The following is a 23,090-nucleotide window of genomic DNA, read 5'->3' as shown; positions in this document are numbered from 1 at the left end:
GGGCTCCTGACCGCCGGCGCGGCCTACGTCCTGCTGTTCGTCGGCTCGTCGGTGGCCGGGCTGCTGTGCCTGGAGATGACCCACAACGCCGTCACGGCCGCCGAACGCACCACCGTCACCTCCACGTCCTCGCTGTCTCTGCAGGCCGGCGGCATCCTGGCCAACCTGACGCTCGGCACGCTCGCCGTGCAGGCCGGCGTGGCCGCCGCCTGGGGGCTGAGCGCGGCCGTGGTGCTGGCCTCGGCGCTGCTGTTCGTCCGGATGCCGGTCACAGGCTCCAGTCGAGCTCCGGGCCCAGCGGCACGAGCCGGTTCGGGTTGATGGCCGTCTGGGTCATGAAGTAGTGGCGCTTGATGTGGTCGAAGTCGGTGGTCTCGCGGAAGGCCGGGATCGCGTACAGCCTCCTCGCGTACGCCCACACCGCCGGATAGTCCGTCAGCCGGCGGATCGAGCACTTGAAGTGCGTGGAGTAGACCGTGTCGAACCTCGCCAGCGTCGTGTAGGCGCGCACGTCGCTCTCGGTCAGCCGGTCGAACAGGAACTCCGACCCCGTCAGCCGCTCCTCCAGGAAGTCCAGCGTGGCGAACACCCGGCGCACCGCGTCCTCGTACGCCTCCTGGCTCCTGGCGAAGCCGGCCTCGTAGACCGCGTTGTTGAGGCCGTGGTAGAGGCGGTCGTTCAGGGCGTCGATCGCGTCGCGCAGCTCCTCCGGATACAGGTCGGGCGTGCCGCCCCAGCGGGTCTCCAGATCCAGGGTGATCTGCGGGAAGTCGTTGGTGACGATGCGCCTTTCCTTGAGGTCCCACACGCACGGCACCGTGTGGCGGCCCTCGAAGCCCGGGTCGGTGGCCAGGTAGAGCTCCGACAGGAACCCGCCGTCCGGCAACCGCCAGCCCCGCTCGTCCCTGATCGGGTCCACGATCGCGACGTCCAGCAGGTCCTGCAGGCCGAGCAGCTCGCGGACGATCAGCACCCGCTGCGCCCACGGGCAGGCGTAGGAGGCGTAGAGCCGGTAGCGGCCCGGCTCCGCCGGCCCCAGCCGGTCGGTGAAGTGGTTGGCCTGCCTGATCCAGCGCCCGTCCCGTACCCCGTCCATGACCCCTAGTAGAACATGGTTCGGGAGGTACGGGCAGAATCACGTGCATGGCGAAGTTCGTGGTGACCCCTTCCAACGAGAAGCAGCGGGCGGCCTGGACGGGCGGCGGCATCCCCGAGGTCGAGCGGGTGCGGCCGGGGCTCTGGTCGATCCCGGTGCCCATCCCGATCAATCCCCTGCGGTACGTGCTCGTCTACGCGCTGGAGCTGGCCGACGGCGTGGCGATCGTCGACGCCGGGTGGGACACCGACGAGGCGTACCAAGCCCTGGAGGCCGGGCTCGGCGTGGCCGGCTACGCCGTCGCCGACGTCAGGGCCGTGCTCGTCACCCACATCCACCCCGACCACTACGGGCTCGCCGGGCGGGTGAGGGAGGCGTCCGGCGCGTGGATCGGGCTGCATCCCGCGGACGCCGGACTGTTGCGCGACCGCTACGACGAGGCGTTCATCGACGGCCTCGTCGCCAGGGAGCGCGCGCAGCTGCTGCGGTGCGGCGTGCCCGCCGCGCTCGTGGACGAGCTGGCCGGGGCCTCCATGATGATCCGCAGCTTCGTCACGATGGCCGCCCCCGACCGGCTCATCGAGGACGGCGACCGGCTGGACCTGTCCGGCTGGGACCTGCGGGCGGTGTGGACCCCCGGGCACTCGCCCGGCCATCTGTGCTTCGCCGAGCCGTCCAGGAAGCTGCTGTTCACCGGCGACCACGTGTTGCCCAGGATCACCTCCGCCGTCGTGGTGCACCCCCAGTCGGCGCCGAACCCGCTGGCCGACTACCTGGACGCGCTCGACGCCCTGCGGGCGTTCGACGTGGAGGAGGTGCTCCCCGCGCACGAGTACCGGTTCCTGGAGCTGGCCGGGCGGGTCGACTACGTGATGGAGCACCACCGCGAGCGGCTGGCCGAGATCGAGCGGGTCGTCTCGGGCGCGGACGGCGTCACCTGCTGGGAGGTGGCGACCAAGCTGACCTGGTCGCGCCCCTGGGAGTCGATCCCGCCGTTCATGCGCCGTACCGCCGGCAACGAGACGCTGGCCCACCTGGTCTGGCTGGAGTCGCGCGGCCGGGTGCGCCGCCTGCCGGGCGAGCCGGAGCTGTGGACCGGTGCCGGGAGCTGATCCTGGGTTATCGTGCAGCTAACAGAATCTTGTTCTTCTGGCTGGAGGTTCGATGCTGCGGTTCGATGACAGGGTCGCGATCATCACGGGGGCCGGGCACGGCCTCGGCCGCGCGCACGCGCTGCTGCTGGCCGAGCGCGGCGCCAAGGTCGTCGTCAACGACCTCGGCGGCGCTCTGGACGGCACGGGCGCGTCGGCCGGCCCCGCCGCCGACGTGGTGGAGCTGATCACCAAGAACGGCGGCCAGGCGCTGGCCAGCACCGACAACGTCGCCACCCCCGAGGGCGCGCGGGCGATCGTCCAGTCGGCGGTCGACGCGTTCGGCAAGGTCGACATCGTGATCAACAACGCCGGCATCCTGCGCGACAAGTCGCTGGCCAAAATGACGGTCGAGGACTTCGACAACGTGCTCGCCGTGCACGTGCGCGGCTCGTTCCTGGTCAGCCAGGCCGCCTACCCGCACATGAAGGAGGCCGGCTACGGCCGGGTCGTCAACACCTCCAGCCCGGCCGGCCTGTTCGGCAACTTCGGCCAGGCCAACTACTCCACGGCCAAGATGGGCCTGGTCGGCCTGACCAAGACCATCGGCATCGAGGGCGCGCGCAACGGCATCAAGGCCAACGCCATCGCGCCCATCGCGTGGACGCGGATGACCGAGGCGCTGCTGCCCGCGGAGTTCGAGTCGAAGTTCACCCCCGAGCGGATCAGCGCCCTGGTGGCCTACCTGGTGCACGAGTCGTGCGAGGTGAGCGGCGAGGTGTTCAGCGTGGGCGGCGGCCGGGTGGCCCGGGTGTTCGTCGCCGAGGGCCCCGGCTGGAAGACCGACGACCTCACGCCCGAGTCGGTCGCCGACCACTGGGACGAGATCATGGCCGAGCAGCCGTACGTGCAGTCCGCCGCGGAGTCGATGCAGCGCATGCTCTGAACGCACGCTCTGAACGCACGCTCTGAGCGCGCCTCGCGAAGGGGCAGGTCACGGCCGGACGGGAGAAATCCTCGTCCGGCCTTTGCTTTGCCCGGCGAATCAGACTTTGTTCGCTGATCGGCGTAAGTATGGGGAGTTATGTCGCTCGCACTCTTGAATTACGCGCGGCGTGATCTTATTGTCGCGGCATGACCCCCGCCCCGGGCTCGCCCGGAGACGTCCTGACGCTCATCAGCGCAGGATCGGCCACGACCCGTTCCGATCTCGCCCGGCTCACCGGCCTGGCCCGCTCCACGATCTCCCAGCGCGTCGACGCGCTGATCGAGCGCAGGCTGGTCGAGGAGACCGAGAGCGGCGAGTCCACCGGCGGCCGGCCGCCGCGCCAGCTCCGCCTGCACACCGAGGAGCACGCGTTCGCCGGCGTCGACCTCGGCGCCACCCACTGCCGGATCGTGCTCATGGACATGACCGGGGTGGTGCTCGCCCAGTGCGAGGACCCGCTGCTCATCGGCGAGGGACCGGAGAAGGTCCTGGCCCACGTCGACGGCCGGCTCGACCGGCTGCTCGCCGTGGCGGGGCGGCCCCGGGCCGCGCTGCGGGTGATCGGCATGGGGGTCCCGGGCCCGGTCGAGTTCGCCACCGGCCGGCCCAACAACCCGCCGATCATGCCCGGCTGGAACGACTACCCCATCCCCGACTCCTTCCCCGGCGTCGCCGTCCTCGTCGACAACGACGTGAACGTGATGGCGCTCGGCGAGCACCGCAACGCCTTCCCCACGGCCCGCCACCTGCTGTTCGTCAAGGTCGGCACCGGCATCGGCTGCGGCATCGTGGCCGAGGGCAGGCTCCACAGGGGTGCCCAGGGCTCGGCCGGCGACATCGGTCACATCCGCGTCAACGGCCACGAGGAATCCGGCTGCCGCTGCGGCAACAGCGCCTGCCTCGAGGCCGTGGCCGGCGGCGCCGCGGTCGCCCGCCGGCTCACCGAACTGGGCGTCCCCGCCGAGACCGGCGCCGACGTCGTCGCGCTCGTCCAGGCCGGCGACACCCAGGCGCTGCGGCTGGTGCGCGAGGCCGGCCGGCTCATCGGCGAGGTGCTCGCCGGACTGGTCAACTTCTTCAACCCCGAGGCCATCGTCATCGGCGGCGCACTCTCGCGGGTCCACGAGCACCTGCTCGCGGGCGTCAGGGAGACGATCTACCGCCGGTCGCTGCCGCTGGCCACCCACCATCTGTCGATCGTGCCGAGCCGCATGGGAGTCGACGCCGCCGCCTTGGGCGCCGGAATCCTGGCGATCGAGCACTACCTGTCCCCGGACAACATCAACAAGATCGTCAACGCCTGAAAGGGAGCCCGCATGCTCGTCATGAGGGGCATCGTCAAGCAGTTTCCCGGCGTGCGCGCGCTGGACGGCGTGGATCTCGACGTGCGGGCGGGCGAGGTGCACTGCCTGCTCGGCCAGAACGGGGCCGGCAAGTCCACGCTCATCAAGGTCCTGGCCGGCGTCCACCAGCCGGACGAGGGCACGATCGAGTTCAACGGGCAGCGGGTCCGCCCGTCCGGCCCCAACGACGCGATCAAGCTCGGCTTCGCCACCATCTACCAGGAGCTCGACCTGGTCGACGGGCTCAGCGTGACCGACAACGTCTACCTCGGCCACGAGCACGCCCGATTCGGCTTCGTCAGCCGGGCCGCGGGCAACCGGGCCACCCGTCAGGTGCTGGAACGCCTCGGCCACCCCGAGATCCGCCCCACCACCGAGGTCGGCCGGCTGTCCCCGGCGGCCAAGCAGGTCGTGTCGATGGCCAGGGCGCTGTCGCACGACGCCCGCCTGATCATCATGGACGAGCCGTCGGCCGCGCTCGCCCACGACGAGGTGGCCAACCTCTTCCGCATCATCCGCGAACTGACCGGCCAGGGCGTCGCCGTCGTCTACATCTCCCACCGGCTGGAGGAGATCCGTGAGATCGGCGACCGCGTCACCGTGCTCAAGGACGGCCGCACCGTCGCCGTGGGACTGCCCGCCCGCGACACCCCCACCTCCCAGATCGTCTCGCTCATGACCGGCAGGAACGTCGAGTACGTCTTCCCGCCCCGGTCCGAGCGCGAACCGGGGGAGGAGGTGCTGCGGGTCGAGGGGCTCGGCTCGCCGGGCGCGTTCCGCGACGTGTCGTTCTCGGTGCGCGCCGGCGAGATCGTCGGGCTGGCCGGACTGGTCGGCTCGGGGCGCTCGGAGATCCTCGAAGCGGTGTACGGGGCGCGCCCGGCCACCGGCCGGGTGGTCCTGTCCGGCAAGCAGGTGCGGCACAGCGTCGTCGGGAACGTGCGCCGGGGCATGGGACTGGCCCCCGAGGAGCGCAAGGCCCAGGCGCTGCTGCTGGACCAGAGCGTGACGGCCAACATCACCCTCGGCAGCCTGCCCGGGTTCGCCACGTTCGGGTGGCTGGACCGTACGCGGGAGAGAGCCGAGGCCCAGCGGCTGACCAAGGCGCTCGACATCCGCCCGCCCGACCCGGAACGGCCCGTCAAGACGCTGTCGGGCGGCAACCAGCAGAAGGCGGTGCTCGCCCGCTGGCTGCTCGGCAGCCGCAAGCTGCTGCTGCTCGACGAGCCGACCCGGGGCGTCGACGTGGGCGCGCGGGCGGAGCTCTACGCGGTCATCCGCGAGCTGGCCGACCGGGGCATCGGGGTGCTGCTGGTCTCCAGCGAGGTGCCGGAGGTGCTCGGCCTGGCCGACCGCGTGCTCGTGCTGCGAGAGGGCGCCGTCATCCACGAGGGCGACGCCCGCGAGCTCGACGAGCACCTCGTACTCGACATGATCATGAACGGGAGGGCGGCCTGATGAGCGATCCCACCAAACCGCGGGCGGATTCCGGGCCGGTCGGGACGGTGTCACCGCCCCGGCCGGCGCGCAACCCGCTCCGCGGGCTGATCGAGGGCGGCCACGTGGGCCTGCTGGTCGCGATCGCCCTGCTCGTCGTCGTCGGACTGGTCACGCGGCCGACGGCCTTCGCCACCACCTCGAACCTGGTCAGCATCCTGTCGCTGGCCGCCACCATCGGCGTGATCACCGTCGGCGCCACGTTCGTGATCATCGGTGGCGGCATCGACCTCTCGGTCGGCGCGATCATGGCGCTGGCCTCGGTCTGGGCGACGACGGTGGCCACGCAGGAGTTCGGGCCGGTCGTCATGGCGATCTGCGCCATCCTGGTCGGCACCGGGGCGGGGCTGGTGAACGGACTGCTCATCGCCTACGGGCGATTGGTGCCGTTCATCGCCACGCTCGCCATGCTGGTCGCGGCGCGCGGGCTCGCCCAGCGCATGTCCGACCGCAAGACCCAGCTCATCCAGGCGGACAACTCCGCCATCGTCGAGCTGTCGACCACCCGGGTGCTCGGCGTCCCGCTGCTGGTCTACGTCTTCGCGCTCGTCGTGGCGCTCGGCTGGGTCCTGCTCAACCGGACCACGTTCGGCCGCCGCACCTACGCCGTCGGCGGCAACCCGGAGGCGGCCCGGCTCGCCGGCATCGACGTGCGCCGCCACACCATGCTGCTGTACGCGCTGTCGGGCCTGTGCTGCGGCATCGCCGCCATCCTCATCATGGCCCGCACCACGACCGGCTCGTCCACGCATGGCGACCTGTACGAGCTGGACGCCATCGCCGCCGTGATCATCGGCGGCACCCTGCTCACCGGAGGCCGGGGCACGATCATCGGATCGATCCTCGGCCTGCTCATCTTCACGCTCATCACGAACCTGTTCATCCTCAACGGGCTCAACACCAGTGACCAGCTGATCGCCAAGGGCCTGATCATCGTCGTCGCCGTCCTTCTCCAGCGGCGGAACTTGAAGGAGAGAGCACCATGAGTGACAACGTCGCACGCAGGGGATTCCTCATCGGCGGGCTCGGCGGAGCCGCGCTGCTGGCGGCCGGCTGCACCAGCAACGAGCCGTCAGCCGCGCCGACCTCCGCCGCTCCCGCCGCCACCCAGGCGGCCGGCGGCAACGACGAACCGGGCACCAAGGTGACCATCGGCTTCTCCGCCCCCGCCGCCGACCACGGCTGGATCGCGGCCATCGCCAAGAACGCCGAGGCCACCGCCAAGCAGTACACGGACGTCGAGTTCCGGCCCGTCGAACCCACCAACGACATCAACCAGCAGATCTCCGCCGTCGAGTCGCTGATCGCCGCCAAGGTGAGCGCACTGGTCATCCTGCCCAACGACGGCCAGCAGCTGAACCAGATCGCGCTGCGGGCCACCGACGCCGGCATCCCCGTGGTCAACCTCGACCGGATCTTCCCCGACAAGCTCGCCTACCGCACCTGGGTCGGCGGCGACAACTACGGCATGGGCGTGGCCGCCGGCCACTACATCGGGACCGCGCTCAAGGAGAAGAACGTCTCCAACCCGGTCATCCTGGAGATCCAGGGCATCGCCACCCTCCCGCTCACCCAGGACCGCAGCAAGGGCTTCGCCGACGCGCTCAAGACGTACGGGTTCAAGGTCACCGCCCAGCAGGACGCGCAGTTCACCGTCGAGACCGGCAACGAGGTGGCCACCTCGCTGCTCCAGGCGCACAGCAAGATAGACGCGATCTGGAACCACGACGACGACCAGGGCGTCGGCGTGCTCGCCGCGATCTCCGAGGCGGGGCGCAACGAGTTCATCATGGTCGGCGGCGCCGGCTCGGCCAACGCCATGCGGGAGATCCAGAACGACAACTCGGTCCTGAAGGCGACCGTCACCTACAGCCCCACCATGGCCTCCTCCGCCATCAAGCTCGCCCGTCTGATCGCCCAAGGGAAGGGCATGAGTGATCTCGTGGAGAACCAGGTTCCCCAGTCGATCACCCTCGCGTCCGAGACCATTACCAAGGAGAACGTCGAGCAGTATCTGCCACTCGGCTTCGAATCCTGATCGGGGGTTGCATGTCAGACAGAACCGTCGGCGTCGGCATGATCGGCTATGCCTTCATGGGCCGCGTCCACTCCCAGGCCTGGCGCAACGTCGCCGCCTTCTTCGACCTGCCCGTCCAGCCGCGCATGCGCGTCATCGCGGGACGGTCGAAGGAGGCCACCGAGGCGGCGGCCGAGCGGCTCGGCTGGGACGAGGCGGTGACCGACTGGCGGGAGGTGGTCGGGCGGGCGGACGTCGACGTCGTCGACATCTGCACGCCCGGCGACACGCACGCCGAGATCGCCATCGCCGCACTTCGCGCCGGCAAGCACGTCATCTGTGAGAAGCCGCTGGCCAACAGCGTGGCCGAGGCCGAGGCCATGACGGCGGCCGCGGCCGCGGCCACCGGCAGGAGCATGGTGGCGTTCAACTACCGGCGGGCGCCCGCCATCGCGCTGGCCCGCCGCCTGGTCGAGGAGGGCAGGCTCGGCGAGATCCGCCACGTGCGCGCCCAGTACCTCCAGGACTGGATCGTCGACCCGGACTTCCCGCTGGTGTGGCGGCTGCGCAAGGACAAGGCCGGCTCCGGCGCGCTCGGCGACATCGGCGCGCACATCATCGACGCCGCCCAGTTCATCGCCGGGCAGCACCTGGTCGGCGTCTCGGCGATCACCGAGACCTTCGTCAAGGAACGGCCTCTCGCCGAGGGCTCGGCCGGCCTGGCCGCCAGCGGCGGCTCCGGCACGGGTCCCGTCACGGTCGACGACGCCGCCCTGTTCATCGGGCGGTTCTCGGGCGGGGCGCTCGGTACGTTCGAGGCCACCCGGTTCGCCACCGGCCGCAAGAACGCGCTGCGCATCGAGCTCAACGGCTCGCTCGGCAGCCTCGCCTTCGACTTCGAGGCGATGAACGAGCTGTGGGTCAGCGAGGGCGGGCGCGGCTTCGAGCGGCTCCTCGTCACCGAGCCCGACCATCCGTACGTGGGCGCGTGGTGGCCGCCCGGCCACGGCCTCGGCTACGAGCACACGTTCACCCACGAGATCAAGGACTTCCTGGAGGCCATCGGCACGGGCGCCGACCCGACGCCCTCGTTCGCCGACGGCCTGCGCGTCCAGCGCGTGCTCGACGCCGTCGAGCGGAGCGCGGCCGACGGCAGCCGCTACATCACCGTGGAGGACTGATGAGACCCGTCACCCTGTTCACCGGCCAGTGGGCCGACCTGCCGTTCGAGGAGGTGTGCCGGCTCGCCGCCGACTGGGGCTACGACGGACTGGAGATCGCCTGCTCCGGCGACCACTTCGACGTGGCCCAGGCCGTCTCCGACCCGTCGTACGTCGAGCAGAAGCGCGCCCAGCTCGACAAGCACGGCCTGAAGGTGTGGACCATCTCGCACCACCTCGTGGGCCAGGCCGTCTGCGACCACCCCATCGACGCGCGGCACCAGGCCATCCTGCCCGCCCGGATCTGGGGGAACGGCGACCCCGAGTCGGTGCGGCAGGCCGCGGCCGAGGAGATGAAGAACACCGCCAGGGCCGCCGCCGCGCTCGGCGTCGACACCGTGGTCGGCTTCACCGGCTCGTCCATCTGGCACACCGTCGCGATGTTCCCGCCCGTGCCCGCCGCCATGGTGGACGCCGGCTACCAGGACTTCGCCGACCGGTGGAACCCGATCATGGACGTGTTCGACGAGGTCGGCGTCCGGTTCGCGCTGGAGGTGCACCCGAGCGAGATCGCCTACGACTACCACACCACCGTGCGCACCCTGGAGGCCATCGGCCACCGGCCCGCGTTCGGGCTCAACTGGGACCCGTCCCACATGGTGTGGCAGGACCTCGACCCGGTGGCGTTCATCCTCGACTTCGCCGACCGCATCTACCACGTCGACTGCAAGGACACCCGGGTCCGCGTCGGCGACGGCCGCCGGGGCCGCCTGTCGTCGCACCTGCCGTGGGCCGACATGCGGCGCGGCTGGGACTTCGTCTCCACCGGCCGCGGCGACGTGCCGTGGGAGGACTGCTTCCGCGCGCTCAACTCCATCGGGTACGAGGGACCGATCTCGATCGAGTGGGAGGACGCCGGGATGGACCGGCTCGACGGGGCCAGGGAGGCGCTGGCGTACATCCGGACCATGAACTCCATCACCCCGCCGGCGACGGCCTTCGACGCGGCCTTCAGCAGCGGCTGACCCTCCAGGCGGCGAAAGGGCCCCGGTCCCCTGGGCCCTCACGTCACTCCCGGTGAAGAATTGATCGCCGAGAGTGTTTGGGGCGAGGATCGGCAGCGGATGACAAGGGCATGAGAACAATCGCGTCCATGCTCCTGGCCGCCGCGTGCGCGGCCTCCCTCCTCGCCCTGCCCGCCACCGCGGCGGCCCCCGCCGCGGGCGTGGCGGCGGACCGGACCGTCCCCCCGCGCCCGTCCGACTGGCTCGAACGACTGCGCCGGGAGACGGCCAAGTTCAAGGACCCCCGGGTGGCCGAGAGGCACGGGTACAGAAGGACCGACAGTTGCTGGGAGTTCCCGTACAAGCTGCCCGGTGACGAGCGGCTGGGCGCCATGGGATACCACTACACCAACCAGCGGCTCATCGACGACCCGAAGATCGAGCTGCTGCGCCCCGAGGTCCTCGTCTACGTCCCCGACGGCAGCGGCGGCCGGACGCTGGGCGCGGTCGAGTACTTCCGGGCCGACAGGGACCAGCGCATGGCCACGGCCGACGACCGGCCCACGCTGCTGGGCCACGAGTTCCAGGGTCCGATGGGGCCGCACCTGGACGGCATGCCCATCCACTACGACCTGCACCTGTGGATCTTCAAGGAGAACCCGAACGGCATGTTCGAGCCGTGGAACCCCCGGGTGAGGTGCCCGGCCGGCGCGGTCCACTCGGCACACGGTTGAGGCGCGCCCCGCGGCTGGGTTGAATGTGCGGCATGGACTGGACCCACGAACTGCACGATCAGCTCGACTGGCACTGGACCAACCAGCTCCGGCCCCGCCTCGACGGGCTCACCGACGAGGAGTACCTGTGGGAGCCGGCGCCCGGGGCGTGGACGATCCACCCGGGTGCCGATGACCCGATCGACTGGGTCCACCCGCCTCCGGAGCCCGAGCCGGTGACCACGATCGCCTGGCGGCTGGCGCACCTCGTCGTCGGCGTCTTCGGCGCCCGTACGCACAACCACTTCGGCGGCCCGCCGTCCGACTACCGGACCCACCGGTACGCCGCGACGGCGGCGGGCGCGCTGGAGCAGCTCGACGAGGCGTACGCGCGCTGGGCGAAGGGGGTCCTGTCGCTCGACGCGGAAGCGCTGGCGCGGCCGTGCGGACCCGCCGAGGGGCCGTACGGCGACCGGCCGATGGCCACGCTGGTGCTGCACATCAACCGGGAGGTCATCCACCACGGCGCCGAGGTCGCGCTGCTGCGCGACCTCTGGGCGCACGGCGGGGGGAGCGGCGGGGGAGCGGGAAGCTCCTAGTCCATCACCACGATCTGGCGCAGCACCTCGCCGCTCTTGAGCGCGGCCACCGCGTCGTTGAGGTCGGCCAGCTTGATCCGGGAGCTGATCAGCGACTCCAGGTCGAGCTGTCCGGCCTTGTAGAGCTTGGCGAAGTACGGGAAGTCATGGCGGACGTCCGCCTCCCCGTACAGGCTCGACAGCAGCTTCTTGCCCTCGAAGAGCAGGCTGAACGCGGAGATCGACACCATGTCGTCGACCGCGCCCGCGCCGACCACGATCACGTCGCCGCCCGCGCGGGTGAGCTGCCAGGCCGACTGGATGGTGGCCGACTTGCCGACGACCTCGAAGCCGTAGTCGAAGCCGCCGCCGCCGGTGAGATCGGCGAGCGCCCCCGGGACCTCGTCCGGGGTGACCGCGTGGGTGGCGCCGACCTTCTTGGCCAGGGAGTGCTTGGACTCCAGCGGGTCGACGGCGAGGATCGTGCGGGCGCCCGAGATGCGCGCTCCCTGGATCACGGACAGGCCGACGCCGCCGCAGCCGATCACCACGACCGTCGAGCCGGGGCGCACCCTGGCCGTGTTGATCGCGGCGCCCACGCCGGTGGTGATGCCGCAGCCGATCAGGGCGGCCGCCTCCCACGGCACCTCCGGGTCGATGCGCACGACGCCCACCGACGGCACCACGATCTCCTCGGCCCAGGTGCCGCAGCCGGCCATGCCGAAGGCGGTGGTGCCGGCGCCGAAGCGGAAGTTGCCCTTGGTGAACGACTCGATGATGTACTTCATGCACAGGAACGGCTGGCCGCCCAGGCACAGGTCGCATTCCTGGCAGGCGGGCCGCCAGCTGATCACGACGTGGTCGCCCGGCTGGACCGAGCCGACGTGCTCGCCGACCTCCACCACCTCGCCCGCGCCTTCGTGGCCGGGGATCAGCGGCACGGGTTGCGGCAGCACGCCGGTCATGGCCGACAGGTCCGAGTGGCAGACGCCCGTCGCCTTGATCCGTACGCGGACGTCGCCCGGCCCGACTGGGGCCAGCGTGACGTCGTCGCGGATGTCCAGCTTGTCGTCGCCTACGGCGTGCAGGAGCGCGGCGCGCATGGGTTCCTCCTCCGGCTAATCCTCAAGGGAGAGGGCGGCTTTGGGGCAGGACCGCACCGCGTGGCGGACGCGGTCCAGCATCTCGGGGGGCGGTTCGGGGAGCAGGATGTGGAGCTGGTCGTCGTCGTCGAGTTCGAAGACCTCGGGGGCCAGGCCCATGCACACGGCGTTGGCCTCGCACACCAGCTCGTCGACGCTGACCTTCACGTGATTCTCCGGTGGTCCCATGAGACCACTCTGTCAGGTTCGACCACGTACGCGAGCCGCTTGCGCCCGGTGTGCTCGACGTAGGGACGGAGCTGGTCGTCCGCGACGCCCGGCGTCATCCGGCGCGCGACCGTCATGCCGACGTCCAGCACGTCCTCCTGGCCGTCGAGCGGCGTGACGCGCCCGTACACCAGCACCCCGCGCAGCTCGCTGTACTCGTCGCCCTGCTCGACCAGGCAGCTCACTCGCGGATCGCGTGACAGGTTGCGGGCCTTCTGCGACTTGGCGTACGTCCAGAAGGTGATCCGGCCCTGGTCGAGGCCGTAGAACATGGTCACGAGGTGCGGTGTGCCGTCGGGGTTGATGGTGGCCAGCTGGAGCTTGCGTCCCTCTTCCAGCAGCGTGGCGACCTCGTCCTCCGACATGGCGATGCGCGTGCGCTGATTCACGCTGCCAAGTAGAACAGGTTGCATTATGCCGGGCAAGGGGCGGCCCGAATATTGTTCGGTGCCGTTAGGGTGCTGGGCATGACGATGCCTCCCGAACTGCTCTACGCGGCCGTGCACGCCAAGGGCTTCATGCCCCCGCAGGAGGGCCTGGCCCTGTACGAGGCGGCTCGGGAGTACGGGCCGCGCGGCCCCATCTGCGAGATCGGCACCTACTGCGGCAAGTCCGCGATCTACCTCGGCGCCGCCGCCCGCGAGACCGGCTCCGTGGTCGTCACCGTCGACCACCACCGCGGCTCCGAGGAGATCCAGCCCGGCTGGGCCCACCACGACCCGACGCTGGTCGACCCGCGCTTCGGCAAGATGGACTCGCTGCCGACCTTCCGCGCCACGATCGCCGCCGCCGGGCTGGAGGACGAGGTGATCGCGATCGTCGGGCGGTCCGACCGGGTGGCGAAGCTGTGGGCGACGCCGCTGGGCATGCTCTTCATCGACGGCGGCCACTCCGAGGAGCCGGTGACCCGCGACTACGAGGGCTGGGCGCCGCACGTGATGCCCGGCGGGGCGCTGGTGTTCCACGACGTCTACCCCGACCCCGCCGACGGCGGGCAGGCCCCCTACCGGGTCTACCTGCGGGCCCTGGACTCCGGCGCGTTCGCCGAGGTGAGCGTGACAGGCTCGCTGCGCGTCCTGGAACGCGTCGGCGACGGCATCTGAGCCTCCCGGGCAGCGGGATCGTGCGGTGGTGCGGTGTCAGGCCGATCCGAAAAGAAGCGGCAAAGCCGCTTGCGCGTCACGCTCGCGCGGGCGTGCAGCCGCACAGTTCGGGGCGGCCGGTGAGGCCGGACGGCGCGGCCACGTCGCGGAAGATCCCGCACCCGCCGGTGAACCCCAGCAGGGCGTCCGCCGCGAGGACCACTGCAGCGGCCGTGTAGCCGGACCGCTCGTGCGGGAAGTGCTTGCGGTTGACGAACTGCCAGCCCGTCCAGTACGAGCCGTCCTCGTGCCGCAGGTGCTGCATGTCGGCGAAGAGCGCGCTCGCGCGCTCGCGGTCGCCGAGCGCGTCCAGCGCCAGCGCCAGCTCGCACGTCTCCGCGCCCGTCACCCACGGCTGGTCCGACACGCAGCGGATGCCGAGCCCGGGAACCACGAACGTGCCCCACTCCCGCTCCAGCAGCTCGACCGCGGCCGGGCCGCGCACCGCGCCGCCGAGCACGGGGTAGTACCAGTCCATGGAGTAGCGGCTCTTGTCGGCGAACGCCTCGGGATGCGCGGCCAGCACGTGCGCCAGCCGGTCGGCGGCCAGTTCCCAGTGCGGCTGCGGGTCGCCCAGCCCGTCGGCGAGCAGCACCCCGCAGCGCAGTCCCTGGTGGATGGAGGCGCAGCCGGTGAGCAGCGCGTACGTGGCCGCCCGGCCGTGCGCGTCCCGCTCCCAGACGATCTCGCCGCGCTCGGTCTGCAGCCCCACCACGTAGTCGAGCGCCGCCTTGGCCACCGGCCAGTGCTCCTCGGCGAGCGCCCGGTCGCCCGTCACCTGCCAGTGGTGCCAGAGCCCGACCGCGATGTAGGCGGCGTGGTTGGACTCGCCGCCCCGCTCCACCGCGACCCCGCCGGTCACCTTCATCGGCCAGGAGCCGTCCTCGCGCTGGTGGGCGGCCAGCCAGGCGTAGCCCCGCCCGACCGGCTCGCGCAGCCCGGCGACGGCCATGGCCATCAGGCACTCGACGTGGTTCCACGCGTCGACGTGCCCCTCCGGCCAGGGCACGCCGCCGTCGTCCTGCTGGATGGCCGCGATGCTGCCGGCGGTCTGCGCGACCTGCTCGCGCGAGATCACGCCTCGGGCTTTCGCACGTAGAGCACCACGCTCTTGCCGATGATCGGGTTCAGCAGCGCCTCGGCGATCCGGGTCGCCGGCGGGCGCTTCATGATGTCCCACACGAGCAGCTCGTGGTACGCCTTCGCGAGCGGGTGATCGTCGTTGTTGACGCCGACGGCGCACTTGATCCACCAGTACGGCGCGTGCAGGCCGTGGGCGTGGTGGTGCGGGCCGATGACGAACCCGGTGGACTTGAGCTTGGCCGACAGCTCGGCCAGCGTGTAGATCCGCACGTGCCCGCCGGGGGCGGTGTGGTAGTCCTCGTCGAGCGCCCAGCAGATCCGCTCCGGCAGGAAGCTCGGCACTGTGATCGCGGCCGTGCCGCCCGGCCTGAGCACCCGGAAGATCTCCCGCATCGCCGTCATGTCGTCCGGGATGTGCTCCAGCACCTCGGCCGCGATCACCCGGTCGAAGCTCGCGTCCTCGAACGGCATGTCGAGCGCCGTGCCCTGGACGGTCTCGCCGGTGGCCCCGTCCGGCACCTCGCCCGCCTTGTCCATCGCCGCGAACATGGACGCCACGCTGTCGAGCTCGCCCTGGTCCATGTCGAAGGCGACCACGTCGGCACCGCGGCGCAGCACTTCGAAGGCGTGCCGGCCACTGCCGCACCCCAGGTCGAGCACACGCGTCCCGCGGCCCACGGGCAGCCGGTCGAAGTCGACGGTCAGCACGAGAACGATCTCCTTGTCGTCGGAACGGGTCGTCGGTAACGAGGTCGGAAGGGACGGTCGGGACAGGTCGTCAGGAGGGGCGGCGGGCCGCGATGGCCTCCCGGTAGGCCTCGACGGTCTTCTTGGCCACCACGTGCCAGGTGTAGCGCTCCATGACCCGGTCGTATCCGGCGCGGCCCACCCGCTCACGCTCCTCGGGCGAGTCGTGCAGCCGGAGCAGCACCGCGGCCAGCTCCTCGGCGTCGCCCGGCGAGACCTGGACGGCGGCGTCGCCCACCACTTCCGGCAGCGCTCCCGTACGGCTGGCCACCAGTGGCGTGGCGCAGGCCATGTGCTCGACGGCGGGCAGCGAGAACCCCTCGTACAGCGACGGGACGACGGAGATCTCCGAGGTGGCGATCAGCTCGCCCAGCTCGTCGTCGGAGATGCCGTGGACGAACCGGACCCGGTCCCGCAGCGACAGCTCCTGGACGAGCCGCTCGGTGGGCCCGCCCGGCGTCGGTTTGCTCACCACGGTGAGGTTGACGTCCCGTTCGGTGGCCAGCTTGGCGACGGCCCGCAGCAGCGTGGCGACGCCCTTCATCGGGGAGTCGGCGCTGGCCACGGCCACGATCGAGCCCTTGCGGCGGGGCTTGTCCGGGCGCGGGTGGAAGTAGCGGGTATCGACGCCGAGCGGGATCAGGCGCATGTTGGCCTGCGGCACGTTGAAGTCGCGGTGGATGTCGGCCAGCGACGACTCGCTGACGGTCAGGATGGGGCTCAGCCGGGGTGCGACCTTGGCCTGCATCTTCACGAACCCGTACCACCGGCGCATGGTCAGCTTCTTGACGCCCCGGGCCGCCTCCAGCTCGATGCGCCGGTCCACGCTGATCGGGTGGTGGATGGTGCCGACCACGGGGAACAGCTTCTGGATGCCGAGCAGGCCGTAGCCGAGGGTCTGGTTGTCCTGCACCACGTCGAAGTCGCCGACGCGCTTCTTCAGCTCGCGGTAGGCGCGCAGGGTGAAGGTCAGCGGCTCGGGGAAGCCCGCGGTCCACATGGTGCCGACCTCCAGGAGGTCGATCCAGTCGCGGTACTCGCCGAGCCTGGGGGTGCGGAACGGGTCCTCGTCGCGGTAGAGGTCGAGGCTGGGCACCTCGCGCAGGACGACGCCCTCGTCGAGCTCCGGGTACGGCTGGCCGGAGAACACCTCGACGTGGTGGCCGAGGGCGACCAGCTCGCGGCTCAGGTGGCGGAGATAGACGCCCTGGCCGCCGCAGGTGGGCTTGCTGCGGTAGGACAGCAGCGCGATCCGCAGCGAGTCCGTGCTCACGGACACCCCTTTCTCCGCCGGTAGGCCCGGAACACGGGCGTGTACCGTGAAAGATGACCTTAGTCCGAGAAGGCTACCATTCGGTAAGTCATCTGGAATGGTTCACAGTCGCATGGACAGCCCGTGCGAACTGCGGCATCACCCCGACCGAGCGTTGTTCGGTGGAACGTGTTCTAGATAGTATCCCCGGGTAGGCGAGAGTTGGAGGACCCTTGGCCAGGCGCGCTCTGATCACCGGCATCACCGGCCAGGACGGTTCCTATTTGGCGGAGCACCTGCTCGATCAGGGCTACGAGGTGTGGGGGCTGGCCCGCGGCCAGGCCAACCCGCGCGTGTCGCGCATCCGCAAGCTCCTCGCCGACGTCCGTCTCGTCCGGGGCGACCTGCTGGACCAGGGCTCGCTGATCTCCGCGGTGGAACGCGTTCAGCCCGACGAGGTCTACAACCTCGGCGCGATCTCGTTCGTGCCCATGTCGTGGGAGCAGGCGGAGCTGACGGCCGAGGTCACCGGGATGGGCGTGCTCCGCGTGCTGGAGGCCATCCGGGTGTGCTCCGGCGTGTCGCGCGGCGGACGCCCCTCCGGCGGGCAGATCCGGTTCTACCAGGCCTCCTCCTCCGAGATGTTCGGCCAGGTCAGCGAGACGCCGCAGAACGAGGGCACCGGCTTCCACCCGCGCTCCCCCTACGGGGTCGCCAAGGCGTACGGGCACTTCCTCACGCAGAACTACCGCGAGTCGTACGGGATGTTCGCGGTCTCCGGCATCCTGTTCAACCACGAGTCGCCCCGGCGCGGCGCCGAGTTCGTCACCCGCAAGGTCTCGCTCGGCGTGGCCCGCATCAAGCTCGGCCTCGCCGACGAGCTGCGGCTGGGCAACCTGGAGGCGCGGCGCGACTGGGGGTTCGCCGGCGACTACGTGCGGGCCATGCACCTCATGCTCCAGGCCGCCAAGCCGGAGGACTACGTGATCGGCACCGGGCGGATGAAGTCCGTCAGGGAACTGGCCGAGGCCGCGTTCGCGGCGGCGGGGCTCGACTGGGAGCGGTACGTGGTCACCGACCAGTCGCTGCACCGGCCGGCCGAGGTCGACCTGCTGTGCGCGGACCCGAAGAAGGCCAGGGTGCAGCTCGGCTGGGAGCCGAAGGTGTCGTTCGACGAACTGGTGGCCATGATGGTCGAGTCGGACCTGCGCCTGCTGACCGACGGCGGCGACCCCGACCAGGAGTCCTCCTGGCCGTGACGGGCCTCGCGGGTCAGGCCGCGGCGACTGGACAGGCGGCGCGGCCGGGTCGGGCGTGGGGCGGGTGTCAGGCCGCGGCGGCGCGGTAGGCGGCGGGCGTGAGCCCGAAGCAGCGGCTGAACCAGCGCGTCAGATGGCTCTGGTCGGCGAACCCGGTGAGCGCCGCCACCTCGCCGATCGGGGTCCCGCCCGCGATCAGCCGGCGGGCCTCCCGCAGCCGGAGCAGACGCTGGTAGTCGCTGGGCGCCATCCCGTAGGCCGCCCGGAACGCCCGGTAGACGGCGAACCTGCTGGTGTCGGCCTCCCGGGCCAGGTCGTCGATGGACAGGTCGTCCAGGAAACGCTCACGCAGCAGCGCCCCGGCCCGCGCCGCCACCCCGCCGGAGGCGGCCGTCGCGGTGACCGGCCTCGTGGCCGCCCGCCGTACCATCGCCCCCACCGTGGCGGCGAGCAACTCCTCACGCCGCAGCGCCGGAGCCCCGCCCAGCAGAGCCGCGTGCAGGGCCCGCAGCGCGGCGGCGAGCGCCGGGTCGTGCACCACCGGCTCGGCGAACAGCGGCAGCCCGGTGGGCCGGCCCGCCAGGTCGCCGAGCACCTCCGACACCAGACCGGGGCCCAGATGCACGATCCGGTAGGTGAACCCCAGCGCGTCGGCGGCCCGGCCGTCGTGCGGGTCGTCGGGGTTGAAGGCCATGACCATGCCCGGGATGCTCGTGTGCGCCGCCCCCCGGCAGGTGAACGACTGCGCGCCGTCCTCGGTCATGCCGAACGAGTACGTCTCGTGACTGTGCCGGTGGTAGACATGGCGAGCGAAGTGGGCGTGCATGGCTTCGATCGGCCGGTCGGGGGACCTCCAGTAGCGGGACCAGTCGCGTGCCACGCACTCATGCTACGAGCCGCACCAGCGTTCAAGACCCGGCGGACGCGCTGACGGCATCCTGGACATCATGCGTTTCGACACGAAGATCGGCATCGTGGTCCGTGAGGACCTGGCCACCTGGCAGAAGCTGAACGTCACCGCCTTCCTCGCCAGCGCCGTCGCCGGCGGCGAGCCGGAGACGATCGGGGAGCCGTACGAGGACGGGTCCGGGAACGCCTACCTGCCGATGTTCCGCCAGCCGGTGCTCGTCTACACGGCCGAGTCGCTGACCGCCGTCCGTGAGAAGGCCGTGGGCCGGGGGTTGCGGGTGGCGGTCTACATCGAGGAGATGTTCAAGACGGGCCACGACGCCGACAACCGGGCCGCGGTGCGCGCGGTGGCGGCGCCCGACCTGCAACTCGTCGGGCTCGCGGTGTACGGCCCCAAGAACGCCGTGGACAAAACCCTCAAGGGCCTCTCCCTGCATCCGTGACCCGTCGACAAAGCGGCTGACAGCGTTCCCGCGTCGCCCGCCCGATACGTTCGTCCGTCGCCATGGCGGTCCTCTTCAGAGGAGTTCGAAGTGGCTGAAACCGCGCGGGGTGACGGCGTGGAAGTGGCGCGCATCGAGCGTTGCGATCTTCGGCGTGTCGAGTCGCTCGGCCGCCGCCATGACGGAGGCGTCGGTCATCCCCAGGGGGAAGTCACGGTACTTGGCGACCAGTTCGGCGATGCGGGGCCAGTCTTCCGCGGCGACCGGTTCGACGTGGAAGGAACCCGACCTGATGTCCTCGATGAGCGCGAGCTCGGCCTCCGCGGCGGCTCTCGCTCCCACTGCGCGTTTGACTCGGGTGTTAACGAAATAGGACACCTCTGCCAGGACCAGCTCGGGGATGACGAGATCTCCTTCGAAGGTCTCGAGTAGATAGACAGACTTGTCGTGGTCGGGGTCGTCCGCTGACAGATAGGCGAAGACCGGGCCGGCGTCCAGGAGGAGTTTCACGACTCGTCGGATTCCGCGCGCATGTACCCTGTGAGCGACCTCGCGGACACCCCCGCCGCTGCCGCCCCGCGCAGCGCGCCCTTGCCTCTGAGTACGCGCTTCTGTTGCCGAGGAGGAAAGAGCCGTCCCAATTCGCGGGCAACCAGATCGTCCACGGTGATGCCTTCCGCCTCGGCGCGCTCCCGCAGCCGGATCTCCAGATCTTCAGGCACGTGGATAGACATACCAGCACGATACCCGGCCTCGGCCGACGGGGAAGGTCCGACGGCGTCCTTCGGATGCGTGTCGTTCGACCGGCAGGTCCGGCCCTCTCCACCCGTGACCTCTGTGAACGGTGCCCGTTTATCCACAGAACCCCGTTCGGCAGCGCCCGCCCCGGGCACTCGCTCGCATGCTCGACCCATGAACGTCCCCGACGTCGGCTCCGCCTCCGACCTCCCGCACGCTGATCATGTGGCCGTCCCGGATGGCAGCTCGGCATCCGACCGACCAGGATCTTCGCGCGAGGGAGCTTCGGGCCGCGGATCCCGTGTCCTCTCCCGCGCGTCGGACGACAGCGCCTCTCGTTCTCGCTCGCTCCGCGACATCGAGGAGGACAGTCCGGCGGAGGCTCTCAAACGGGAGCGGCGGCGGGAGAGGACCGTCTTCCTGGTCCGGGCACGACGGATCACGCGGGCGCTGCCCCAGGCGGTGGTGTGCCGGGCGGCGGCGGCGCGGATCTGGGGCGTGGAGCTTCTGCACAGGCCCGGGGCGGACCACGTGCTGGAGCTGATGGCTCCGGAAAGGCTGGAGGTCCCGGGCTGGGCCGTCCACGCCGGGGTCCTGCCCGCTGCCGACGTCACGCTCCACGACGGGATCCGCGTCACCACTCCCGCCCGCACGGCCTTCGACTGCGCCCACTGGCTGCCCAGGGCCGAGGCGGTGGTGGTGCTGGACCAGTTCCTCCGCCGGGGCCTCGACCTCGACCTACTGCGGCACCGCACCCTTTCCGGTCGCGCCCGAGGCGTGCTGGGCCTCGCCGACCGCCGGGCCGCCTCCCCAAGGGAGAGCTGGCTGAGGGTGATGCTGGCCGACTGCGGGCTGCCGAGACCCGTGACCCAGCTCCGCGTCGCTCTCCCCGGAGGCCGTCACGCCTGCCTGGACCTCGGGTGGGAGGCGTACCAGGTCGCGGTCGAGTACGACGGCCGCGAGCATCACACCACCCCCGCCGACCGCCACGACGACGAACGCCGCCGCGAGGAGCTGCGCCGTCACGGCTGGCGCGTCGTCGTCGCGGGCCCCGACGTCATCCCCGGCAGGGCCGCCGACCTGCTGGAGGCGGTGGCCGGCGCCCTGATCGAGCGCGGGTGGCGGCCGGGGCCCGAGGGCATGGCGCGCATCCTCGCCGCCCGCCGCCCGCGCACGTCCCGCCGTGGCAGGTCGTACGGGTGACGACGGCGTCAGGTCATGGCGACCGGGAGTTCCTTGATGCCGTTGATGAAGTTGGAGCGCAGGCGGCGGGCCGGGCCGGTCTGGCGCAGGCGGGGGTGGCGGCGGGCGAGTTGCTCGAAGAGGACGCGGAGCTCCAGCTTGGCCAGGTGGTTGCCGAGGCAGAAGTGCGCGCCGCCGCCGCCGAAGCCGATGTGCGGGTTGGGGTCGCGGCCGATGTCGAAGACCTCGGGGTCGGGGAAGACGGCGGGGTCGCGGTTGGCGGAGCCGTAGAAGACGACGACCTTGTCGTCCTCCTTGATGGCTTGGCCGCCGAGGACCTGGTCGCGGGTGGAGGTGCGGCGGAAGAGGTTGACGGGGGAGACCCAGCGGACGATCTCGTCGGCGGCCGTGGCCGCGAGCGAGGGGTCGGCCACCAGGCGGTTCCACTGGTCGGGGTGGTCGAAGAAGGCCAGCATGCCGCCGGAGGCGGCGTTGCGGGTGGTCTCGTTGCCGGCCACCACCAGGAGGAGGACGAAGAGGTCGAACTCGTCCTCCGTGAGCGTCTCGCCGTCGTCGTCCGGCTTCAGCAGCTTGGTGACGATGTCGTCGCGCGGGTTGGCGCGGCGCTTGGCCGCCAGCTCGTTGGCGTAGGCGTACACCTCGGCGGCGGCGGCGCTGCCTTCCTCAGGGGAGGCGGCGTAGTCGGGGTCCTGGGCGCCGATCATGCGGTTGGACCAGGTGAAGATCTTGTCCCGGTCCTCGACGGGCGCGCCGAGCAGCTCGCAGATCACGTACAGGGGCAGGGGAGCGGCGACGTCGGTGACGAAGTCGGCCTCGGAGCCGAGCTGGTCCAGCAGGTCATCGCAGATGTCGCGGATGTGCTGTTCGAGGGCGCCGATGGCGCGGGGGGTGAAGCCCCGGTTGACCAGGGAGCGGCGGCGGGTGTGCTCGGGCGGGTCCTGATTGAGCATCATCAGGCGCTGCAGCGCCCGTTGCTCCTCGGGCATCTCGTTGAACAGGGCCAGCTTCCGCGCCGACGAGAACAGCTCGGAGTGACGCGAGACGTGCACCACGTCCTCGTAGCGGGTGACGGCCCAGAACCCGGGCTCGCCCTCGTGCCAGTGCACCGGATCATGCTGCCTGAGCCAGGCGAACTGCTCGTGCGGCGGCCCGGTGGCGGCGTAGAGGTCCTGGTCGACGAGGTCGATGTGCACCCGGCTCACCCTCTTGATCGAGCAGTCGCTGACGAAGCCCACTGAAACGTGTTCTATTACGTGCCTGTACGACCGTCAAGGTGACCGGCGAGCCGGGCGGTAAACCTCCGGCCCGGCTCTCACCCGCGCGGTGAGGGCTCTTGACACGCGCCCGAAATCGCCTTCAGCATGCGAAAGGCCGGACGTCCGAGGTGAGCGAGGGACGCGGAGTGAAGCGGCTGCGACCAGGACGACCCGCCGCCCGGGATCGGCCGGTGGGCGAGG

At 71.0% G+C, this 23,090-nt stretch carries 26 protein-coding genes; 15 read left to right on the top strand and 11 right to left on the bottom strand.

What is annotated here, in order from left to right; all coding sequences use genetic code 11:
• On the top strand, positions 1-321 hold a 321-nt coding region (locus OUY22_RS15055; RefSeq protein WP_270155565.1), incomplete at its 5' end, for a hypothetical protein.
• On the opposite strand, the gene OUY22_RS15050 is transcribed toward OUY22_RS15055, so the two are convergent.
• Complete coding sequence (locus OUY22_RS15050) at positions 269-1,096, bottom strand: glutathione S-transferase family protein (protein WP_270155564.1); 828 nt, start codon at positions 1,094-1,096, stop codon at positions 269-271. The genes OUY22_RS15055 and OUY22_RS15050 overlap by 53 nt on opposite strands.
• 47 nt (positions 1,097-1,143) lie before the next feature.
• On the opposite strand from OUY22_RS15050, the gene OUY22_RS15045 reads away from it, so the two are divergent.
• The 10 genes from OUY22_RS15045 (at position 1,144) to OUY22_RS15000 (ending at position 11,508) form a co-directional block, all read left to right on the top strand.
• On the top strand, positions 1,144-2,208 hold the full coding sequence (locus OUY22_RS15045) for an MBL fold metallo-hydrolase (RefSeq protein WP_270155563.1): 1,065 nt from the start codon (positions 1,144-1,146) through the stop codon (positions 2,206-2,208).
• Between the two features lie 52 nt (positions 2,209-2,260).
• The gene (locus OUY22_RS15040; RefSeq protein ID WP_270155562.1) at positions 2,261-3,133 is read left to right on the top strand and encodes an SDR family oxidoreductase; all 873 of its coding nucleotides are present in this window, start codon (positions 2,261-2,263) and stop codon (positions 3,131-3,133) included.
• A 188-nt stretch (positions 3,134-3,321) separates the two neighbouring features.
• Positions 3,322-4,479 (top strand): ROK family transcriptional regulator, encoded by a 1,158-nt coding sequence (locus OUY22_RS15035; RefSeq protein ID WP_270155561.1) that lies wholly within the window; start codon positions 3,322-3,324, stop codon positions 4,477-4,479.
• A 12-nt stretch (positions 4,480-4,491) separates the two neighbouring features.
• Positions 4,492-5,976, top strand: coding sequence for a sugar ABC transporter ATP-binding protein (locus OUY22_RS15030; protein ID WP_270155560.1), 1,485 nt, complete (start codon positions 4,492-4,494; stop codon positions 5,974-5,976).
• Positions 5,976-7,001 (top strand): ABC transporter permease, encoded by a 1,026-nt coding sequence (locus tag OUY22_RS15025; RefSeq protein ID WP_270155559.1) that lies wholly within the window; start codon positions 5,976-5,978, stop codon positions 6,999-7,001. The genes OUY22_RS15030 and OUY22_RS15025 overlap by 1 nt, the downstream gene beginning before the upstream one ends.
• The gene (locus tag OUY22_RS15020; protein WP_270155558.1) at positions 6,998-8,053 is read left to right on the top strand and encodes an ABC transporter substrate-binding protein; all 1,056 of its coding nucleotides are present in this window, start codon (positions 6,998-7,000) and stop codon (positions 8,051-8,053) included. The genes OUY22_RS15025 and OUY22_RS15020 overlap by 4 nt, the downstream gene beginning before the upstream one ends.
• Positions 8,054-8,064: 11 nt before the next feature.
• Positions 8,065-9,213 (top strand): Gfo/Idh/MocA family protein, encoded by a 1,149-nt coding sequence (locus tag OUY22_RS15015; protein WP_270155557.1) that lies wholly within the window; start codon positions 8,065-8,067, stop codon positions 9,211-9,213.
• On the top strand, positions 9,210-10,217 hold the full coding sequence (locus tag OUY22_RS15010) for a sugar phosphate isomerase/epimerase family protein (protein ID WP_270155569.1): 1,008 nt from the start codon (positions 9,210-9,212) through the stop codon (positions 10,215-10,217). Before OUY22_RS15015 ends, OUY22_RS15010 begins: the two co-directional genes overlap by 4 nt.
• 110 nt (positions 10,218-10,327) lie before the next feature.
• A complete protein-coding gene (locus OUY22_RS15005) occupies positions 10,328-10,930 on the top strand; it encodes a hypothetical protein (RefSeq protein WP_270155556.1) in 603 nt (200 codons plus the stop codon).
• Positions 10,931-10,962: 32 nt separating this feature from the next.
• Positions 10,963-11,508 carry a DinB family protein gene (locus OUY22_RS15000; protein WP_270155555.1) on the top strand — a complete coding sequence of 182 codons (546 nt, stop codon included), beginning with the start codon at positions 10,963-10,965 and terminating at the stop codon, positions 11,506-11,508.
• Here OUY22_RS15000 and OUY22_RS14995 read toward each other — a convergent pair.
• From OUY22_RS14995 to OUY22_RS14985, 3 genes are read right to left on the bottom strand one after another with little or no spacing between them, the layout of a single operon-like run.
• A complete protein-coding gene (locus tag OUY22_RS14995; protein WP_270155554.1) occupies positions 11,505-12,590 on the bottom strand; it encodes a Zn-dependent alcohol dehydrogenase in 1,086 nt (361 codons plus the stop codon). The two genes, OUY22_RS15000 and OUY22_RS14995, sit on opposite strands and share 4 nt — an antisense overlap.
• Before the next feature lie 15 nt (positions 12,591-12,605).
• Positions 12,606-12,797, bottom strand: a complete 192-nt coding sequence (locus tag OUY22_RS14990) for a ferredoxin (protein WP_148029381.1) — start codon at positions 12,795-12,797, stop codon at positions 12,606-12,608.
• Positions 12,794-13,246 (bottom strand): pyridoxamine 5'-phosphate oxidase family protein, encoded by a 453-nt coding sequence (locus OUY22_RS14985; protein WP_270155553.1) that lies wholly within the window; start codon positions 13,244-13,246, stop codon positions 12,794-12,796. The genes OUY22_RS14990 and OUY22_RS14985 overlap by 4 nt, the downstream gene beginning before the upstream one ends.
• 84 nt (positions 13,247-13,330) lie before the next feature.
• On the opposite strand from OUY22_RS14985, the gene OUY22_RS14980 reads away from it, so the two are divergent.
• The gene (locus OUY22_RS14980; protein WP_408638164.1) at positions 13,331-13,960 is read left to right on the top strand and encodes a class I SAM-dependent methyltransferase; all 630 of its coding nucleotides are present in this window, start codon (positions 13,331-13,333) and stop codon (positions 13,958-13,960) included.
• A gap of 76 nt (positions 13,961-14,036) precedes the next feature.
• Here the strand turns inward: OUY22_RS14980 and OUY22_RS14975 are convergent, their stop codons facing one another.
• From OUY22_RS14975 to OUY22_RS14965, 3 genes are all read right to left on the bottom strand, one after another.
• A complete protein-coding gene (locus OUY22_RS14975; RefSeq protein ID WP_270155551.1) occupies positions 14,037-15,077 on the bottom strand; it encodes a glycoside hydrolase family 15 protein in 1,041 nt (346 codons plus the stop codon).
• The gene (locus OUY22_RS14970; protein WP_270155550.1) at positions 15,074-15,790 is read right to left on the bottom strand and encodes a class I SAM-dependent methyltransferase; all 717 of its coding nucleotides are present in this window, start codon (positions 15,788-15,790) and stop codon (positions 15,074-15,076) included. The genes OUY22_RS14975 and OUY22_RS14970 overlap by 4 nt, the downstream gene beginning before the upstream one ends.
• A gap of 70 nt (positions 15,791-15,860) precedes the next feature.
• Entirely contained in the window at positions 15,861-17,102 is a 1,242-nt protein-coding gene (locus tag OUY22_RS14965) for a glycosyltransferase family 4 protein (protein ID WP_408638161.1), read from the bottom strand.
• A gap of 212 nt (positions 17,103-17,314) precedes the next feature.
• Here OUY22_RS14965 and OUY22_RS14960 point away from each other — a divergent pair, with 212 nt between their 5' ends.
• Positions 17,315-18,340 (top strand): GDP-mannose 4,6-dehydratase, encoded by a 1,026-nt coding sequence (locus OUY22_RS14960; protein ID WP_270155548.1) that lies wholly within the window; start codon positions 17,315-17,317, stop codon positions 18,338-18,340.
• A gap of 67 nt (positions 18,341-18,407) precedes the next feature.
• On the opposite strand, the gene OUY22_RS14955 is transcribed toward OUY22_RS14960, so the two are convergent.
• A complete protein-coding gene (locus OUY22_RS14955) occupies positions 18,408-19,220 on the bottom strand; it encodes an AraC family transcriptional regulator (RefSeq protein ID WP_270155547.1) in 813 nt (270 codons plus the stop codon).
• A 67-nt stretch (positions 19,221-19,287) separates the two neighbouring features.
• On the opposite strand from OUY22_RS14955, the gene OUY22_RS14950 reads away from it, so the two are divergent.
• Complete coding sequence (locus OUY22_RS14950; protein ID WP_270155546.1) at positions 19,288-19,692, top strand: DUF2000 domain-containing protein; 405 nt, start codon at positions 19,288-19,290, stop codon at positions 19,690-19,692.
• Between the two features lie 75 nt (positions 19,693-19,767).
• Here the strand turns inward: OUY22_RS14950 and OUY22_RS14945 are convergent, their stop codons facing one another.
• Positions 19,768-20,202 carry a type II toxin-antitoxin system VapC family toxin gene (locus OUY22_RS14945; protein WP_270155545.1) on the bottom strand — a complete coding sequence of 145 codons (435 nt, stop codon included), beginning with the start codon at positions 20,200-20,202 and terminating at the stop codon, positions 19,768-19,770.
• Positions 20,199-20,426, bottom strand: coding sequence for a hypothetical protein (locus tag OUY22_RS14940; RefSeq protein WP_270155543.1), 228 nt, complete (start codon positions 20,424-20,426; stop codon positions 20,199-20,201). The genes OUY22_RS14945 and OUY22_RS14940 overlap by 4 nt, the downstream gene beginning before the upstream one ends.
• Positions 20,427-20,928: 502 nt before the next feature.
• Between OUY22_RS14940 and OUY22_RS14935 the strand changes: the two genes are divergently transcribed.
• Positions 20,929-21,633, top strand: coding sequence for a hypothetical protein (locus OUY22_RS14935; RefSeq protein WP_270155542.1), 705 nt, complete (start codon positions 20,929-20,931; stop codon positions 21,631-21,633).
• A gap of 8 nt (positions 21,634-21,641) precedes the next feature.
• On the opposite strand, the gene OUY22_RS14930 is transcribed toward OUY22_RS14935, so the two are convergent.
• On the bottom strand, positions 21,642-22,826 hold the full coding sequence (locus tag OUY22_RS14930; protein WP_270155568.1) for a cytochrome P450: 1,185 nt from the start codon (positions 22,824-22,826) through the stop codon (positions 21,642-21,644).
• Between the last annotated feature and the right edge of the window lie 264 nt (positions 22,827-23,090).

Origin of the sequence: Nonomuraea corallina (genome assembly GCF_027620315.1) — a bacterium.
In the GTDB taxonomy this organism is placed as follows: domain Bacteria; phylum Actinomycetota; class Actinomycetes; order Streptosporangiales; family Streptosporangiaceae; genus Nonomuraea; species Nonomuraea corallina.
This window is presented reverse-complemented; position numbering and strand designations above follow the sequence as displayed.

Coding starts and splice junctions, on each gene's coding strand:
- OUY22_RS15050 (WP_270155564.1), bottom strand. CDS start 1,096: ATGGACGGGGTACGGGACGGGCGCTGGATCAGGCAGGCCAACCACTTC.
- OUY22_RS15045 (WP_270155563.1), top strand. CDS start 1,144: ATGGCGAAGTTCGTGGTGACCCCTTCCAACGAGAAGCAGCGGGCGGCC.
- OUY22_RS15040 (WP_270155562.1), top strand. CDS start 2,261: ATGCTGCGGTTCGATGACAGGGTCGCGATCATCACGGGGGCCGGGCAC.
- OUY22_RS15035 (WP_270155561.1), top strand. CDS start 3,322: ATGACCCCCGCCCCGGGCTCGCCCGGAGACGTCCTGACGCTCATCAGC.
- OUY22_RS15030 (WP_270155560.1), top strand. CDS start 4,492: ATGCTCGTCATGAGGGGCATCGTCAAGCAGTTTCCCGGCGTGCGCGCG.
- OUY22_RS15025 (WP_270155559.1), top strand. CDS start 5,976: ATGAGCGATCCCACCAAACCGCGGGCGGATTCCGGGCCGGTCGGGACG.
- OUY22_RS15020 (WP_270155558.1), top strand. CDS start 6,998: ATGAGTGACAACGTCGCACGCAGGGGATTCCTCATCGGCGGGCTCGGC.
- OUY22_RS15015 (WP_270155557.1), top strand. CDS start 8,065: ATGTCAGACAGAACCGTCGGCGTCGGCATGATCGGCTATGCCTTCATG.
- OUY22_RS15005 (WP_270155556.1), top strand. CDS start 10,328: ATGAGAACAATCGCGTCCATGCTCCTGGCCGCCGCGTGCGCGGCCTCC.
- OUY22_RS15000 (WP_270155555.1), top strand. CDS start 10,963: ATGGACTGGACCCACGAACTGCACGATCAGCTCGACTGGCACTGGACC.
- OUY22_RS14995 (WP_270155554.1), bottom strand. CDS start 12,590: ATGCGCGCCGCGCTCCTGCACGCCGTAGGCGACGACAAGCTGGACATC.
- OUY22_RS14980 (WP_408638164.1), top strand. CDS start 13,331: ATGCCTCCCGAACTGCTCTACGCGGCCGTGCACGCCAAGGGCTTCATG.
- OUY22_RS14950 (WP_270155546.1), top strand. CDS start 19,288: ATGCGTTTCGACACGAAGATCGGCATCGTGGTCCGTGAGGACCTGGCC.
- OUY22_RS14940 (WP_270155543.1), bottom strand. CDS start 20,426: ATGTCTATCCACGTGCCTGAAGATCTGGAGATCCGGCTGCGGGAGCGC.